This window comes from Paraburkholderia sp. MM5482-R2 (assembly GCF_050436125.1).
Lineage (GTDB): Bacteria > Pseudomonadota > Gammaproteobacteria > Burkholderiales > Burkholderiaceae > Paraburkholderia > Paraburkholderia tuberum.
The window spans coordinates 3,594,302-3,607,781 of the sequence record NZ_JBNDLP010000002.1; the positions used below are offsets into that span (position 1 = coordinate 3,594,302).

Genomic DNA, 13,480 nt, shown 5'->3' on the forward strand with positions numbered 1-13,480 from the left:
CCTTCAGCGAGCGCCGTGAGAAAAAACCAGAGCATAAAAAAACGGCGCGGGATAAAACCCGCGCCGTTCTGCCTTTGGTGTCCGGCCAGCTCAACCCAACGTCGGGCATAAAAAAACGGCGCGGGATAAAACCCGCGCCGTTCTGCCTTTGGTGTCCGGCCAGCTCAACCCAACGTCGGCCTGACTGACATCACTCGACTTCCACCGCCTCCGGATTCGGATTGCGCGGCGCCGGATGCTCGTCGAAGGTCAACTGCACCTTGTCGTCGGCATCGACGTCGACCGTCACGCGGCCGCCGTTCATCAGCTTGCCGAACAGCAGCTCGTCGGCGAGCGCGCGACGGATCGTGTCCTGGATCAGGCGCTGCATTGGCCGCGCGCCCATCAGCGGATCGAAACCGTGCTTCGCCAGATGCTTGCGCAGCGCATCGGTGAAGAGCGCATCGACCTTCTTCTCGTGAAGCTGATCTTCCAGCTGCATCAGGAATTTGTCGACCACGCGCATGATGATTTCCTCATCGAGCGAACGGAAGCTGATCGTCGCGTCCAGACGGTTGCGGAACTCCGGCGTGAACATGCGCTTGATGTCGACCATCTCGTCGCCCGCCTCGCGGCGGTTCGTGAAGCCGATCACCGACTTGCCCATTGCCTCGGCGCCCGCGTTCGTCGTCATGATGATGATGACGTTGCGGAAGTCCGCCTTACGCCCGTTGTTGTCCGTCAGCGTGCCGTGGTCCATCACCTGCAGCAGCACGTTGAAGATATCCGGATGCGCCTTTTCGATTTCGTCGAGCAGCAGCACGCAGTGCGGCTTCTTCGTGATCGCCTCGGTCAGCAGGCCACCCTGGTCGAAACCGACGTAGCCCGGCGGCGCGCCAATCAGCCGGCTCACCGCGTGACGCTCCATGTACTCCGACATGTCGAAGCGGATCAGCTCGATGCCGAGCGTGAACGCGAGCTGCTTCGCGACCTCGGTCTTGCCGACGCCGGTCGGACCCGAGAACAGGAATGCGCCGATCGGCTTGTCGAGCTTGCCGAGGCCCGCGCGCGCCATCTTGATCGCGGCCGACAGCGCATCGATAGCCGGATCTTGACCGAACACGACGCTCTTCAGATCGCGGTCGAGCGTCTGCAGCTTGCTGCGATCGTCCTGCGACACGCTTTGCGCCGGCACGCGCGCGATCTTCGAGATGATTTCCTCGATCTCGTTCTTGCCGATCGTCTTCTTCTGCTTCGATTTCGGCAGAATGCGCTGCGCCGCGCCCGCTTCGTCGATCACATCGATCGCCTTGTCCGGCAAATGACGATCGGTGATGAAGCGCGCCGACAACTCAGCCGCCGCCGACAGTGCACCCGACGAATACTTGACGCCGTGGTGCTCTTCGAAGCGCGACTTCAGCCCGCGCAGGATCGCGACCGTCTGCTCGACGGTCGGCTCGGTCACGTCGATCTTCTGGAAACGACGCGACAGCGCCGCGTCCTTTTCGAAGATGCCGCGATATTCGGTGAAGGTGGTTGCGCCGATGCACTTCAGCGTGCCCGACGAGAGCGCCGGTTTCAGCAGGTTCGACGCGTCCAGCGTGCCGCCCGACGCGGCACCCGCGCCGATCAGCGTATGGATTTCGTCGATGAAGAGAATGGCGTGCGGACGCTCCTTCAGTTCCTTCAGCACCGTCTTCAGACGCTGCTCGAAATCGCCGCGATACTTGGTGCCCGCGAGCAGCGCGCCCATGTCGAGCGAATACACCTGGGCATCGGCCAGGATGTCCGGCACTTCGCCGCGCGTGATGCGCCATGCGAGCCCTTCGGCGATCGCGGTCTTGCCGACACCGGCCTCGCCGACCAGCAGCGGATTGTTCTTGCGGCGGCGACACAGCACCTGCACCACACGCTCGACTTCCGACTCACGTCCGATCAGTGGATCGATGCGGCCGTCCTTCGCCATCTGGTTCAGGTTCTGCGTGAACTGGGCGAGCGGCGTTTCCTTCTGCGCGGCGGCTTCGTCGGACTCGGCATTCGCATCGCTCGCCTTCGCGGCGTCCGAACTGCTCGTCTTGGCGATGCCGTGCGAGATGAAATTGACTACGTCCAGACGCGTGACGCCCTGCTGCTGCAGGTAGTACACCGCATGCGAGTCCTTCTCGCCGAAGATCGCGACCAGCACGTTCGCGCCGGTCACTTCCTTCTTGCCGTTCGAGGTGGACTGCACATGCATGATCGCGCGCTGGATCACACGCTGGAAACCGAGCGTGGGCTGCGTGTCGACGTCGTCCGTGCCCGGCACGGTCGGCGTGTTGTCATGAATGAAGTTGCGCAGGTTCTGGCGCAGATCCTCGATATTGGCCGCGCAAGCGCGCAGTACCTCTGCCGCCGTCGGGTTATCCAACAGCGCGAGCAAAAGATGCTCGACCGTTATGAACTCGTGCCTTGCCTGGCGCGCTTCCATGAACGCCATATGCAGGCTGACTTCCAGTTCCTGGGCAATCATGCTTCCTCCATCACACACTGCAGCGGATGCCCGGCCTGCCGTGCGTGGGTAACGACTTGCTCGACTTTGGTCGACGCGATGTCCCGCGTATAGACCCCACAAACTCCCCTGCCCTCGCGATGCACCTTCAACATGACCTGCGTTGCGGTTTCACGATCCTTATTGAAATATTCCTGCACGATCATCACGACAAATTCCATCGGCGTGAAGTCGTCATTCAGCAGCACCACCTTGTACATGGATGGCGGCTTGAGTTTCTGCTCCTGCCGCTCCAGTACGGTGCCGTCCTGCTTGTCCGGGATAATCGCCATACACCCATTCTAAACAACTAGGACAGGCCCGCAATCCTGTCAGAACCCGGCCGCCCGGCCGATGAGCCCGTTCGCTGCCACCCGGCGGTCACGACGCTGTCATGTTCGGCCAGGCCTGCGCGTTTTCGACGGGCCGATTGCGGTGTCGGCCCCAATCCTGTCATGCGCGGCGCGTGCTGCACCGCGGTCGGATCGAGTATCGCACAACCTGCCGGTACTGGCTGCGAGCGCTCGCCGCGCTGGGCGTCGGCGCCGCGGGCACAGTCAGCATGTGAGTGGATTATGCGACTTTTCAAGCCACGCCGCTTGCGCCACCGCACATACGGAAGCGGTAAAAACCCTGGAAAGCGGCCTGTTTGCAACGCGACAACGACGTCTCAAAATTTTCTTGACACTCGAATAAAGAGCCCCAACAATCAAGCTGGCACTTTTTTCACCAAGCCATAATCTCGAAAAAATGCCGATGGTGAGCTTGTGAGGAGGGAACGACTGCCTCGCGTGGTCGTGGCTTTTCGAGGGCTCGTGGTAGTGACATGAGTTACAGGGGAAGTTGGAATGGCAACTGGTACGGTCAAATGGTTTAACGACGCAAAGGGTTTCGGATTCATCACGCCTGACGAGGGCGGCGAGGATCTGTTTGCACACTTCTCGGCCATCCAGATGAATGGCTTCAAGACGCTGAAGGAAGGCCAGAAGGTCACCTTCGAAGTCGTGCAAGGCCCGAAAGGCAAGCAGGCATCGAACATTCAGGCGCCAGCCTGAAACGTTTCGATACCCGTCCTTTTTGAAACCCGGCTCCGCGCCGGGTTTCTTTTTTGTGGCAGCTTTCTATTGCAACGGATTTTCCGGCCGGAAAGCCGCGCGAAAATTCCTGGTAAAAAAATACCCCGGCCGTTTGCTGGCGCCGGGGATTTTATGCGAACCGGATAATCCCGGCGCGTCAATTACATATTTTCGATCATCACTTGCCCAAATGCCGAGCACGACACCTGGGTCGCGCCTTCCATCAGGCGGGCGAAATCGTAAGTCACGCGCTTTTGCAGGATCGATTTTTCCATCGAGCTGATTATCAGATCCGCCGCCTCGAACCAGCCCAGGTGGCGCAGCATCATTTCCGCTGACAGGATTTCCGAGCCGGGATTCACGTAATCCTTGCCCGCGTATTTCGGCGCCGTGCCGTGCGTCGCTTCGAACATCGCAACCGAATCCGACAGGTTCGCGCCCGGCGCGATTCCGATTCCGCCGACCTGCGCGGCGAGCGCGTCCGAGATGTAGTCGCCGTTCAGGTTCAGCGTGGCGATCACGTCGTATTCGGCCGGGCGCAGCAGGATCTGCTGCAGGAACGCGTCGGCAATCACGTCCTTCACGACGACATCGCCGCCGGTCTTCGGATTCCTGACTTTCATCCAGGGACCGCCGTCGATCAGTTCCGCGTTGAACTCCTTCTGCGCGAGCGCGTAGCCGTAGTCGCGAAACGCGCCTTCGGTGTACTTCATGATGTTGCCCTTGTGCACCAGCGTGACCGAGCGGCGTTCATTGTCGATCGCGTACTGGATCGCCTTGCGCACCAGACGCTCGGTACCTTCGCGCGACACCGGCTTGATGCCGATACCCGACGAATCCGGAAAGCGGATCTTCTTCACGCCCATTTCTTCGCGCAAGAACTTGATGATCTTCTTCGCCTGCTCGGATTCAGCTGGCCATTCGATGCCCGCGTAGATGTCTTCCGAGTTCTCGCGGAAGATCACCATGTTGGTCTTCTCGGGCTCGCGCACCGGCGACGGCACGCCCTTCAAATATCGCACCGGGCGCAGGCACACATAGAGGTCCAGTTCCTGGCGCAACGCGACGTTCAGCGAGCGGATGCCGCCCCCGACTGGCGTGGTGAGCGGCCCCTTGATCGACACGATGTATTCCTTGACCGCCTGCATCGTTTCGTCCGGCAGCCATACGTCCGGGCCGTACACCCGGGTCGCCTTCTCGCCCGCGTAGATTTCCATCCAGTGGATTTTCTTCTTGCCGCCGTACGCCTTTTCGACCGCCGCATCCACGACCTTGAGCATGACCGGTGTGATGTCCAGACCAGTGCCGTCGCCTTCGATGTACGGGATGATCGGCTCGTCGGAAACGTTGAGCGAGAAGTCGGCGTTGACGGTGATCTTATCGCCACCTGTCGGAATCTTGATGTGCTGATACGGCATGATCGGACTCCAGTGAAAGCTGTGCAAAAGCTGATGGGAGACTGCGAAAGAGACGCCCTCGCCGCGCAATGCCGAACCGCCGCGAGCGGCCTGGCCGCTATTCTAGCCCACGTCCCACGCGCGACGCGGCCGCCCCTAGCTCCGGGTTTTCCAACATAGACGGCCTCTCGAACGCGCCACGCTCCTCTATAAGATAGAAGAATCTGCGTCCCGGTTTATGCATTATCATCGCGCCGTATCGCTCTGCCGTATCGCTCTCCTATGCGCCTTCTCGCCCTCAACAAGCCGTTCGGCACCATCTGTCAATTTTCGCCACACGAGACGCGGACGTCGCTTGCCGACTGGGTCAGGCTACCCGGCGTCTATCCGGCTGGCCGGCTCGACTCCGATAGCGAAGGCCTGCTGCTGCTCACCGATGACGGCGCGCTGCAGGCGCGCATCGCCGAGCCGCGTCACAAGCTCGTCAAACGCTATTGGGCGCAAGTCGAAGGCGCGCTCGACGACGCCGCGTTGAAAAAGCTCGCGCGCGGCGTCGATCTCGGCGACTACGTGACACGCCCATGTCAGGCGACCTATGTTGAACCGTCCAGCTCGCTGTGGGCGCGCACGCCGCCGATCCGCTATCGCGCCGCGATCCCGACCACATGGATCGAGCTGTCGATCACCGAAGGCAAGAACCGTCAGGTGCGTCGCATGACGGCGGCGGTGGGTTTTCCGACGCTGCGTCTCGTGCGGGTCGGCATCGGTGCGCTTGACATTTTTTCACTCGGACTGCAACCTGGACAGAGCACGGAGTTGCGAGCGAACGCGCCATGGGATGGCGTCGCCTGAACATTATTTGACGATTGTTCGTTTATCGCCGCAACACCGCGTGCCGAACTCACGCACGCGCGAATCAGCCTGGACGTGCTCACTCCAAACCCGTTTCACGGCTGTGACAATCAAGCTAACTCGTTGTAGCAGCACGCAAAATAATGCGTGAAACGCAGGCCCGAAATGCGTGAAACAAGTGGGCTCGCCGCGAGCCTGCGCCACGCGGTTTGAGCGGTGTCATCACGATCAAAATTTCCGCGCAATTCGCGTCAACCGCCGTACAACTCCACGCGTTATCCGACGCAGATGCCGCCGAAGCTATCCGGCATTCAGCCTTAAAGACATTTGCATACGCCGTTTTCGCGGCGAGTACGAAAGTCCGAACGCTAGCAGACGCGTCGAAAAATTTGTTCGATGCGGCTGTCAACCGAAAGGTGGATGGCACGTTTACCGACATGACTCTACATATGCCGGGTCATTTGGTTAATTAACTCAAGCTGAGGATTCACAAAATGAACAAACTGATCGCCGCTCTGGTCGCTGGCCTCTTCGCAACGGCAGCATTCGCACAAGCTTCGGCACCGGAAGCAGCTCCCGCAGCTCCGGCAGCAGCAGCTTCGTCGGCAAAGAAGACCACCAAGCACGCTCACAAGAAGTCGCACAAGAAGGCAGCAGCTGCAGCTTCGGCAGCTTCGGAGTAAGTTGCTTGTAAAAACGCAGTAAAGAACCAGCTTCATTGCCGTTCTTACGGCGTTGTAAGGCAGATCACCGCAAGGCGATCTGCCTTTTTGTTTTTGACGCGCTCGCGTAACATGCGCGAGTCAATTTCAGCAAGGAGTCTTGCCGTGCGATTTTCCATGCGCTCGTCGATGGCGCGTTTCGCCATTGCCGTAGCACTGCCGCTCGCGGCGCTGTCGTTCGTCGTCACCACGGCTCCCGCCCAGGCGCAGCAGATGCCGCCGGGCGCCAAGCAGCCGAGCGAGTTTCCGCGCGTCAAGCTGACCGCTGGCATGTTCGTGATCGACGCGGCCGTCGCCGCCAACGACGCGGACCGCGAACAGGGCTTGATGTATCGCACGAAGCTCGCGCCGAACGAAGGGATGCTGTTCGTGTTCAACGAGAACGCGGGCCACTGCTTCTGGATGAAGAACACGCTGATCCCGCTGTCGATCGCATTCATGCGCGCCGACGGCACGATCACCGACATCGACGAGATGCAGGCCGAGACCACCAACAACCACTGCCCGACGCACAACGGCGTGTTCGCGCTGGAAATGCCCAAGGGCTGGTTCTCGGCGAAGGGCATCAAGCCGGGCATGCAGATCCAGGGCTTACCGCCGGTGCCGGGTATCACGCAGTAAGACCCTCTCACCGCCGGTCCGCGTGTCCGTGCAGCCCCGTAAATGGCCCCGGAGCGGCCTCTGAGCGGGGGCACCGTCCCGCCACGCTATCCCGCGAAAAGCCGGCGTCTCGACCCGAGGCGCCGGCTTTTTTTCGCCCGCTCAGCCCCGCGCCACCAGCCTTCGCGCCGGCTGGCAGGATTCATGCAAAAGACCAATCGACGCGCTATCCTTGTAATCTCGATAAGGTAACGCCAGATAAAGCACCACTCAGACTCCCCGGGCGGCCCACGCGGTCGCCCGGCATGCGTTTCAGGCGCGCCATTACAAGGAGATTCACGTGCCCCGCAAGACTCCCATCGAGCGCTACCGGAATATCGGCATCAGCGCTCACATCGATGCCGGCAAAACCACCACCACCGAACGGATCCTGTTCTACACCGGCGTGACCCACAAGATCGGCGAGGTTCACGACGGTGCGGCGACGATGGACTGGATGGAACAGGAGCAGGAGCGCGGCATCACGATCACGTCGGCGGCCACGACCGCGTTCTGGAAGGGCATGGCCGGCAACTATCCCGAGCATCGGATCAACATCATCGACACCCCCGGGCACGTCGACTTCACGATCGAAGTCGAGCGCTCGATGCGCGTGCTCGACGGCGCCTGCATGGTGTACGACTCGGTCGGCGGCGTGCAGCCGCAATCGGAAACCGTGTGGCGCCAGGCGAACAAGTACAAGGTGCCGCGCATCGCATTCGTCAACAAGATGGACCGCGTCGGCGCGGACTTCTTCCGCGTGCAGCGGCAGATCGGCGATCGTCTGAAGGGGGTCGCCGTGCCGATCCAGATTCCGATCGGCGCGGAAGAGCACTTCCAGGGCGTGGTCGACCTCGTGAAGATGAGGGCGATCTACTGGGACGACGACAGCCAGGGCATCAAGTTCGAGTACCGCGACATCCCGGCTGAACTCGCGGCCACCGCGAAGGAATGGCACGACAAGATGGTCGAGGCCGCGGCCGAGGCGAACGAGGAACTGCTCGAGAAGTACCTCGGCGGCGAACCGCTGAGCGAAGCCGAAATCAAGCACGGCATCCGCGCGCGCACGATCGCCAACCAGATCGTGCCGATGTTGTGCGGCAGCGCGTTCAAGAACAAGGGCGTGCAGGCGATGCTCGACGCGGTGATCGACTATCTGCCGTCGCCGGTCGACGTGCCCGCGATCACCGGTCACGACGAGCACGACAAGGAAATCGAGCGTCATCCCAACGACGACGATCCGTTCTCGGCGCTCGCCTTCAAGATCATGACCGACCCGTTCGTCGGTCAGCTGATCTTCTTCCGCGTGTACTCGGGCGTCGTCAACTCGGGCGACACGGTCTACAACGCGGTCAAGGAAAAGAAGGAACGCCTCGGCCGGATCCTGCAGATGCACGCGAACGAGCGCAAGGAAATCAAGGAGGTCTACGCGGGCGACATCGCCGCGGCCGTCGGCCTGAAGGAAGCGACCACCGGCGACACGCTCTGCGATCCTAACCATGTAATCATCCTCGAAAAGATGATCTTCCCGGACCCGGTGATCTCGCAGGCCGTCGAACCGAAGACCAAGGCCGACCAGGAAAAGATGGGCATCGCGCTGAACCGTCTCGCGCAGGAAGACCCGTCGTTCCGCGTGCAGACCGATGAGGAATCCGGACAGACGATCATCTCCGGCATGGGCGAGCTGCACCTCGAAATTCTGGTCGACCGGATGAAGCGCGAGTTCGGCGTGGAAGCGACCGTCGGCAAGCCGCAGGTCGCGTATCGCGAAACCGTGCGCAACAAGGTCGAGGACGTCGAAGGCAAGTTCGTCAAGCAGTCGGGCGGCCGCGGTCAGTATGGCCACGCGGTGATTACGCTGGAGCCGTCCGAGCAGGGCAAGGGCTACGAATTCGTAGACGCGATCAAGGGCGGCGTGATTCCGCGCGAATTCATCCCCGCAGTCGACAAGGGCATCGTGGAAACGCTGAAAGCCGGCGTGCTCGCGGGCTATCCGGTCGTCGACGTGAAGGTCACGCTGACGTTCGGTTCGTACCACGACGTCGACTCGAACGAAAACGCGTTCCGCATGGCCGGCTCGATAGCGTTCAAGGAAGCGATGCGCAAGGCGAAGCCCATCCTGCTCGAACCGATGATGGCCGTCGAGGTGGAAACGCCCGAGGACTTCATGGGCAACGTGATGGGCGACCTGTCGAGCCGACGCGGCATGGTGCAGGGCATGGAAGACATCGCGGGCGGCGGCGGCAAGCTGGTGCGCGCGGAGGTGCCGCTCGCCGAGATGTTCGGCTATTCGACGTCGCTGCGCTCGGCCACCCAGGGCCGCGCGACCTACACGATGGAGTTCAAGCATTACGCCGAGACGCCGAGCAATGTCGCCGAGGCCGTGATCAACGCGAAGAAGCAATGACGCTGACGCGGCGGCGTTGAGCGCGACAAGCCGAAGCCCGCTCCCTGTGAGCGGGCTTTTTTTTACGGCGCCGTTTGCATCGTCGAGCCACGCACCCGTTTTTTGAACGTGCCAGAATGTTGATCAGCCATGCGGCACGCCCCTGAATCGTAAGACCGAAGCGAACGACTCGAACGCGGCACGCCAGCCGAGGAGGAGACACGATGAGCCACGATCACGAACATCCGCATTACCGGGCCGAGCACGACGCCGCCGAAGCCAGCCAGCAGATCGACTGGCGCGAACACGGCGTGAAGGTCATCCGCGGCGATCAGCTCGACACCAACACCGCGCAAACGCCGGGCATGAACCGCGCGGCCGCGATCAACGCGGCGCGCGTCGGCGCGCAGAAAATCTGGGCCGGCACCGTGACGATCCATCCGAATGCGAAGACCGGCGCGCATCATCATGGCGCGCTCGAAAGCGTGATCTATGTTGTGCGCGGCCAGGCGCGCATGCGCTGGGGCGAGCATCTGGAATTCACCGCCGAGGCCGGTCCCGGCGACTTCATCTTCGTGCCGCCCTATGTGCCGCATCAGGAGATCAACGCGAGCACCGACGAGCCGCTCGAATGCGTGCTCGTGCGCAGCGACAATGAAGCGGTCGTCGTCAATTTGAACATCGACGCGGTCGAGCAGCCGGAAACCGTCTACTGGGTCGATCCGATCCACAAGCATCCGCACGATCACTTAGCCGCTCATCAACCTATCCATTCATCCGCTCGTGCCACATGACGCCTAACGCCTCGCTGCGCCCTCGCCTCGTCGCGCTCTACGCGGTGCTGCTCGCCGCCAACCTCGGCGCATGGCTGTGGGCGCTAATCGCGTTTCGCCACTACCCGCTGCTGCTCGGCACCGCGCTGCTCGCGTATGGCTTCGGTCTGCGTCATGCGGTCGACGCCGACCACATCGCGGCGATCGACGCCGTTACGCGCAAGCTGATGCAAACCGGCATGCGACCGGTCGGGATCGGGCTCGCGTTTTCGCTCGGCCATTCGACGATCGTGATCGCGGCGACGATCGGCATCGCCTGGACCACGCATTCGCTGAATGGGCGCTTCGAGAGCTTCAAGGAAGTAGGCGGCACGCTCGGGACACTGGTTTCCGCGTCGTTCCTGCTGGTGCTCGCGGCGGTCAATCTCGTGGTCCTGCGCGACGTGTGGCGCCGCTACCGGCACACGCAACGCGGCGACGTTGCGAGCACAGCGTCAGCCGATGCGCTCGCCCCAGCCGGGCTGCTGTCGCGCGCATTGCGGCCGCTGTTTCGGCTGGTCACGAAAAGCTGGCACATGTATCCGGTCGGCGTGCTGTTCGGGCTCGGCTTCGACACCGCGACCGAGGTCGGCCTGCTCGCGATCGCTGCGTCGCAGGCCAGCACTGGCCTGCCGCTCTATTCGATCCTCGTGTTCCCGGCGCTCTTCACGGCCGGCATGACGCTTGTCGATTCGACCGACAACGTGCTGATGGTGCACGCGTACGGCTGGGCGATGGACGACCCGAAGCGCAAGCTTTACTACAACGCGAGCATCACGTTCGTGTCGGCGATGGTCGCGATCGTGATTGGCGGCGTCGAGGCGCTGGGGCTGCTGTCGGATCGCTTCGGCTGGAGCGGCGGGGTGTCGGATGCGATCGTCGGAATCAACGATCATTTCGGCGCGCTCGGCTATGCGATCGTCGCGGCCTTCATGGCGTGCTGGATCGGCTCGGTGCTGTTTCATCGCTGGAGACGGCCGGATACGGCGGCACGATAAGTGGCCTGGCCTACCGAGAAACCGATCTACACCGTAGGTTTCTTTGAGAGTTCCACCTTGTGGAGTTCGAAACCGCATTTCGCACCGTGTTGCTCCGCCAATCCGTCCACAATCGCGGCCGCCCCTCGCGAGCACGCGTCCGGTAACCGTTGTGACGACGACACACCGCGCGTCATTTATCGGCCGATCGACTAGCGCGGCGCGCCCCCGGTGCGCCAGAGCCGCGAGCAATCGCTTACACTGAGACCGCTCTGCACAGCGTTGCCCTTTCGCGATAGCGGCCCCACCACATCCCATCGCCCATCGGAAGGCGCGCTGCCCCTCGCGCCGTCGCGCGGCTCGCGCGACGCCTCCGAACCAGCAACAGAACGGGTTGGACACGCCATCGATGAAAACGCCAGCGGACCGATTTCTCGCACCTGACGCATTGGACGCAGCCCGCCTCACAGCCGACGCCTACGGCAACCACGCCCTCGACGAGTTTGTCGCCGGCCGCATCACGCGCCGCGAGCTGCTACGACATGCGAGCGTGATCGGTCTCTCGCTCGCGGGTGGCGGCCTGCTCGGCGCGCCGCGAGCGCGGGCGCAAGGTGCACCGCCCACGTCGAACCAGACGATCCGCGTCGCGCATCTGACGCCGGCGGGCGCCGTCGATCCGCTGACGGTGACTGACGCCGCGAGTCTCGCGCTGCTGAACCAGACCGGCGAATTCCTGATCGACGACGACGGCGAGAAGCTGATGCTGAAGCCCGCGCTCGCGCTGTCGTGGAAGCCGAACGACAAGGGCGACGTGTGGACCTTCAAGTTGCGCCCCAACGTGAAATTCCACGACGGCCAGAGCTTCGGCGCGAAAGATGTAGTCGCGACCTTCGACCGTCTCGCCGATCCCGCGAGCGGCTCGGCCGCGCTATCGGTACTAAAGGGCGTGCTGTCGAAAGGTGGCGCGAAGGTCGTCGACGAACACACGGTGGAGTTTCATCTCGACGCGCCGACCGGCAATTTCCCGTACTACGTTTCCTCGGATAATTACAACGCGGTGATCCTGCCCGCGAACTTCGCGGGCAACTACGAAAAGAGTTTCATCGGCACGGGTCCGTTCAAATTCGAAAAGTATCAGCCGAAGGTTGGCGCGTCGTTCGTGCGCAATCCCGACTACTGGGGCGAAAAAGCGTTACCGCAACGCGTACAGTTTTCGTTCTACGCCGACGAGCAGGCTCAACTGCTCGCGTTGCAAGGCCATCAGGCCGACGTGATGGGCACGTTCACCGTGCAGGGCGGCGCGGCCATCCTGAACAATCCGGACTACAAGGCGGTCGGCGTCAAGTCGAGCGCGCACCGCCAGATTCACATGCGCAACGACAGCCCGCTCTTCAAGGACAAGCGCGTGCGTCAGGCACTCGCGTTGTCGCTCGATCGCGACGTGATCGTGCGCGGTCTCTTCAAGGGTCGCGCACAACTCGGCAACGACAGCCCGTTCGCGCCGGTGTTTCCATCGTCGGATGCGGGCGTGCCGCAACGCAAGATCGACGTCGCGAAGGCGAAGCAGCTGCTCGCGCAGGCTGGCGTGCCGAACGGTTTCGACGTCACGCTGACCACCGAAAAATACATGGAGATCCCCGACCTCGCGGTCGTCGTGCAGAACGCCGCGAAGGCGATCGGCGTGCGCATCAATCTGAAGGTCGAGAGCCAATCGCTCTACTACGGCGCGGGCACGCCGGGCAAATCCGACTGGCTCGACTCGCCGCTCGGCATCACCGATTACGGCCATCGCGGCGTGCCGAACGTGTTCCTCACCGCGACGCTGACGAGCAACGGCACATGGAACGCCGCGCACTTCAAGAATCCGCAATACGATCAACTGGTCGCGCAGTTCGTCGCGGCGATCGATCTCGCCACGCAAAGGAAAATCTCCGGGCAGATCCAGACGCTATTGCTCGACGAAACGCCGCTGATCATCCCGTTCTTCTACGATCAGCTGATCGCGATGCGCAAGGGCGTGAACGGCGTGCGCTTCACTGCGCTCGCGCAACTGTATTTCGATCGCGCGACGCTCAGCGCGTAAGCAGCGCGCTGTCCGCCTCGCTTTTCGCAG

At 62.2% G+C, this 13,480-nt stretch carries 11 protein-coding genes; 8 read left to right on the forward strand and 3 right to left on the reverse strand.

All coding sequences use genetic code 11. The features are described from left to right. Positions 1-190 precede the first annotated feature (190 nt). Positions 191-2,488: an ATP-dependent Clp protease ATP-binding subunit ClpA gene (clpA, locus tag OKW37_RS19425; RefSeq protein WP_090801577.1), complete on the reverse strand. Its 2,298-nt coding sequence runs from the start codon at positions 2,486-2,488 to the stop codon at positions 191-193. Beyond that, positions 2,485-2,799: an ATP-dependent Clp protease adapter ClpS gene (gene clpS, locus OKW37_RS19430; protein ID WP_008919570.1), complete on the reverse strand. Its 315-nt coding sequence runs from the start codon at positions 2,797-2,799 to the stop codon at positions 2,485-2,487. Before clpS ends, clpA begins: the two co-directional genes overlap by 4 nt. Positions 2,800-3,354: 555 nt before the next feature. Here clpS and OKW37_RS19435 point away from each other — a divergent pair. Continuing rightward, positions 3,355-3,561 carry a cold-shock protein gene (locus OKW37_RS19435; protein ID WP_007180614.1) on the forward strand — a complete coding sequence of 69 codons (207 nt, stop codon included), beginning with the start codon at positions 3,355-3,357 and terminating at the stop codon, positions 3,559-3,561. Positions 3,562-3,743: 182 nt separating this feature from the next. Here the strand turns inward: OKW37_RS19435 and icd are convergent, their stop codons facing one another. Then, complete coding sequence (gene icd / locus OKW37_RS19440) at positions 3,744-5,000, reverse strand: NADP-dependent isocitrate dehydrogenase (RefSeq protein WP_429404657.1); 1,257 nt, start codon at positions 4,998-5,000, stop codon at positions 3,744-3,746. A gap of 261 nt (positions 5,001-5,261) precedes the next feature. On the opposite strand from icd, the gene OKW37_RS19445 reads away from it, so the two are divergent. From OKW37_RS19445 to OKW37_RS19475, 7 genes are all read left to right on the forward strand, one after another. Continuing rightward, positions 5,262-5,831, forward strand: coding sequence for a pseudouridine synthase (locus OKW37_RS19445; RefSeq protein ID WP_429363122.1), 570 nt, complete (start codon positions 5,262-5,264; stop codon positions 5,829-5,831). Positions 5,832-6,325: 494 nt separating this feature from the next. Continuing rightward, positions 6,326-6,514 carry a hypothetical protein gene (locus OKW37_RS19450; protein ID WP_184058182.1) on the forward strand — a complete coding sequence of 63 codons (189 nt, stop codon included), beginning with the start codon at positions 6,326-6,328 and terminating at the stop codon, positions 6,512-6,514. 144 nt (positions 6,515-6,658) lie between these two features. Continuing rightward, positions 6,659-7,174 (forward strand): DUF192 domain-containing protein, encoded by a 516-nt coding sequence (locus OKW37_RS19455; RefSeq protein WP_184006379.1) that lies wholly within the window; start codon positions 6,659-6,661, stop codon positions 7,172-7,174. A 319-nt stretch (positions 7,175-7,493) separates the two neighbouring features. Next, positions 7,494-9,599, forward strand: a complete 2,106-nt coding sequence (gene fusA, locus OKW37_RS19460) for an elongation factor G (protein WP_429404654.1) — start codon at positions 7,494-7,496, stop codon at positions 9,597-9,599. Positions 9,600-9,802: 203 nt separating this feature from the next. Then, complete coding sequence (locus OKW37_RS19465) at positions 9,803-10,372, forward strand: cupin domain-containing protein (RefSeq protein ID WP_429404652.1); 570 nt, start codon at positions 9,803-9,805, stop codon at positions 10,370-10,372. Beyond that, positions 10,369-11,388, forward strand: coding sequence for a HoxN/HupN/NixA family nickel/cobalt transporter (locus tag OKW37_RS19470; RefSeq protein ID WP_187620039.1), 1,020 nt, complete (start codon positions 10,369-10,371; stop codon positions 11,386-11,388). The genes OKW37_RS19465 and OKW37_RS19470 overlap by 4 nt, the downstream gene beginning before the upstream one ends. A gap of 388 nt (positions 11,389-11,776) precedes the next feature. Further along, positions 11,777-13,450, forward strand: coding sequence for an ABC transporter substrate-binding protein (locus tag OKW37_RS19475; protein WP_187613350.1), 1,674 nt, complete (start codon positions 11,777-11,779; stop codon positions 13,448-13,450). Positions 13,451-13,480 lie beyond the last annotated feature (30 nt).

What these genes read in the sequence shown, in the direction of transcription:
- OKW37_RS19435 (WP_007180614.1), top strand. Translation starts at nt 3,355, where the DNA reads ATGGCAACTGGTACGGTCAAATGGTTTAACGACGCAAAGGGTTTCGGA.
- OKW37_RS19475 (WP_187613350.1), top strand. Translation starts at nt 11,777, where the DNA reads ATGAAAACGCCAGCGGACCGATTTCTCGCACCTGACGCATTGGACGCA.
- OKW37_RS19445 (WP_429363122.1), top strand. Translation starts at nt 5,262, where the DNA reads ATGCGCCTTCTCGCCCTCAACAAGCCGTTCGGCACCATCTGTCAATTT.
- OKW37_RS19470 (WP_187620039.1), top strand. Translation starts at nt 10,369, where the DNA reads ATGACGCCTAACGCCTCGCTGCGCCCTCGCCTCGTCGCGCTCTACGCG.
- OKW37_RS19465 (WP_429404652.1), top strand. Translation starts at nt 9,803, where the DNA reads ATGAGCCACGATCACGAACATCCGCATTACCGGGCCGAGCACGACGCC.
- clpS (WP_008919570.1), bottom strand. Translation starts at nt 2,799, where the DNA reads ATGGCGATTATCCCGGACAAGCAGGACGGCACCGTACTGGAGCGGCAG.
- icd (WP_429404657.1), bottom strand. Translation starts at nt 5,000, where the DNA reads ATGCCGTATCAGCACATCAAGATTCCGACAGGTGGCGATAAGATCACC.
- OKW37_RS19450 (WP_184058182.1), top strand. Translation starts at nt 6,326, where the DNA reads ATGAACAAACTGATCGCCGCTCTGGTCGCTGGCCTCTTCGCAACGGCA.
- clpA (WP_090801577.1), bottom strand. Translation starts at nt 2,488, where the DNA reads ATGATTGCCCAGGAACTGGAAGTCAGCCTGCATATGGCGTTCATGGAA.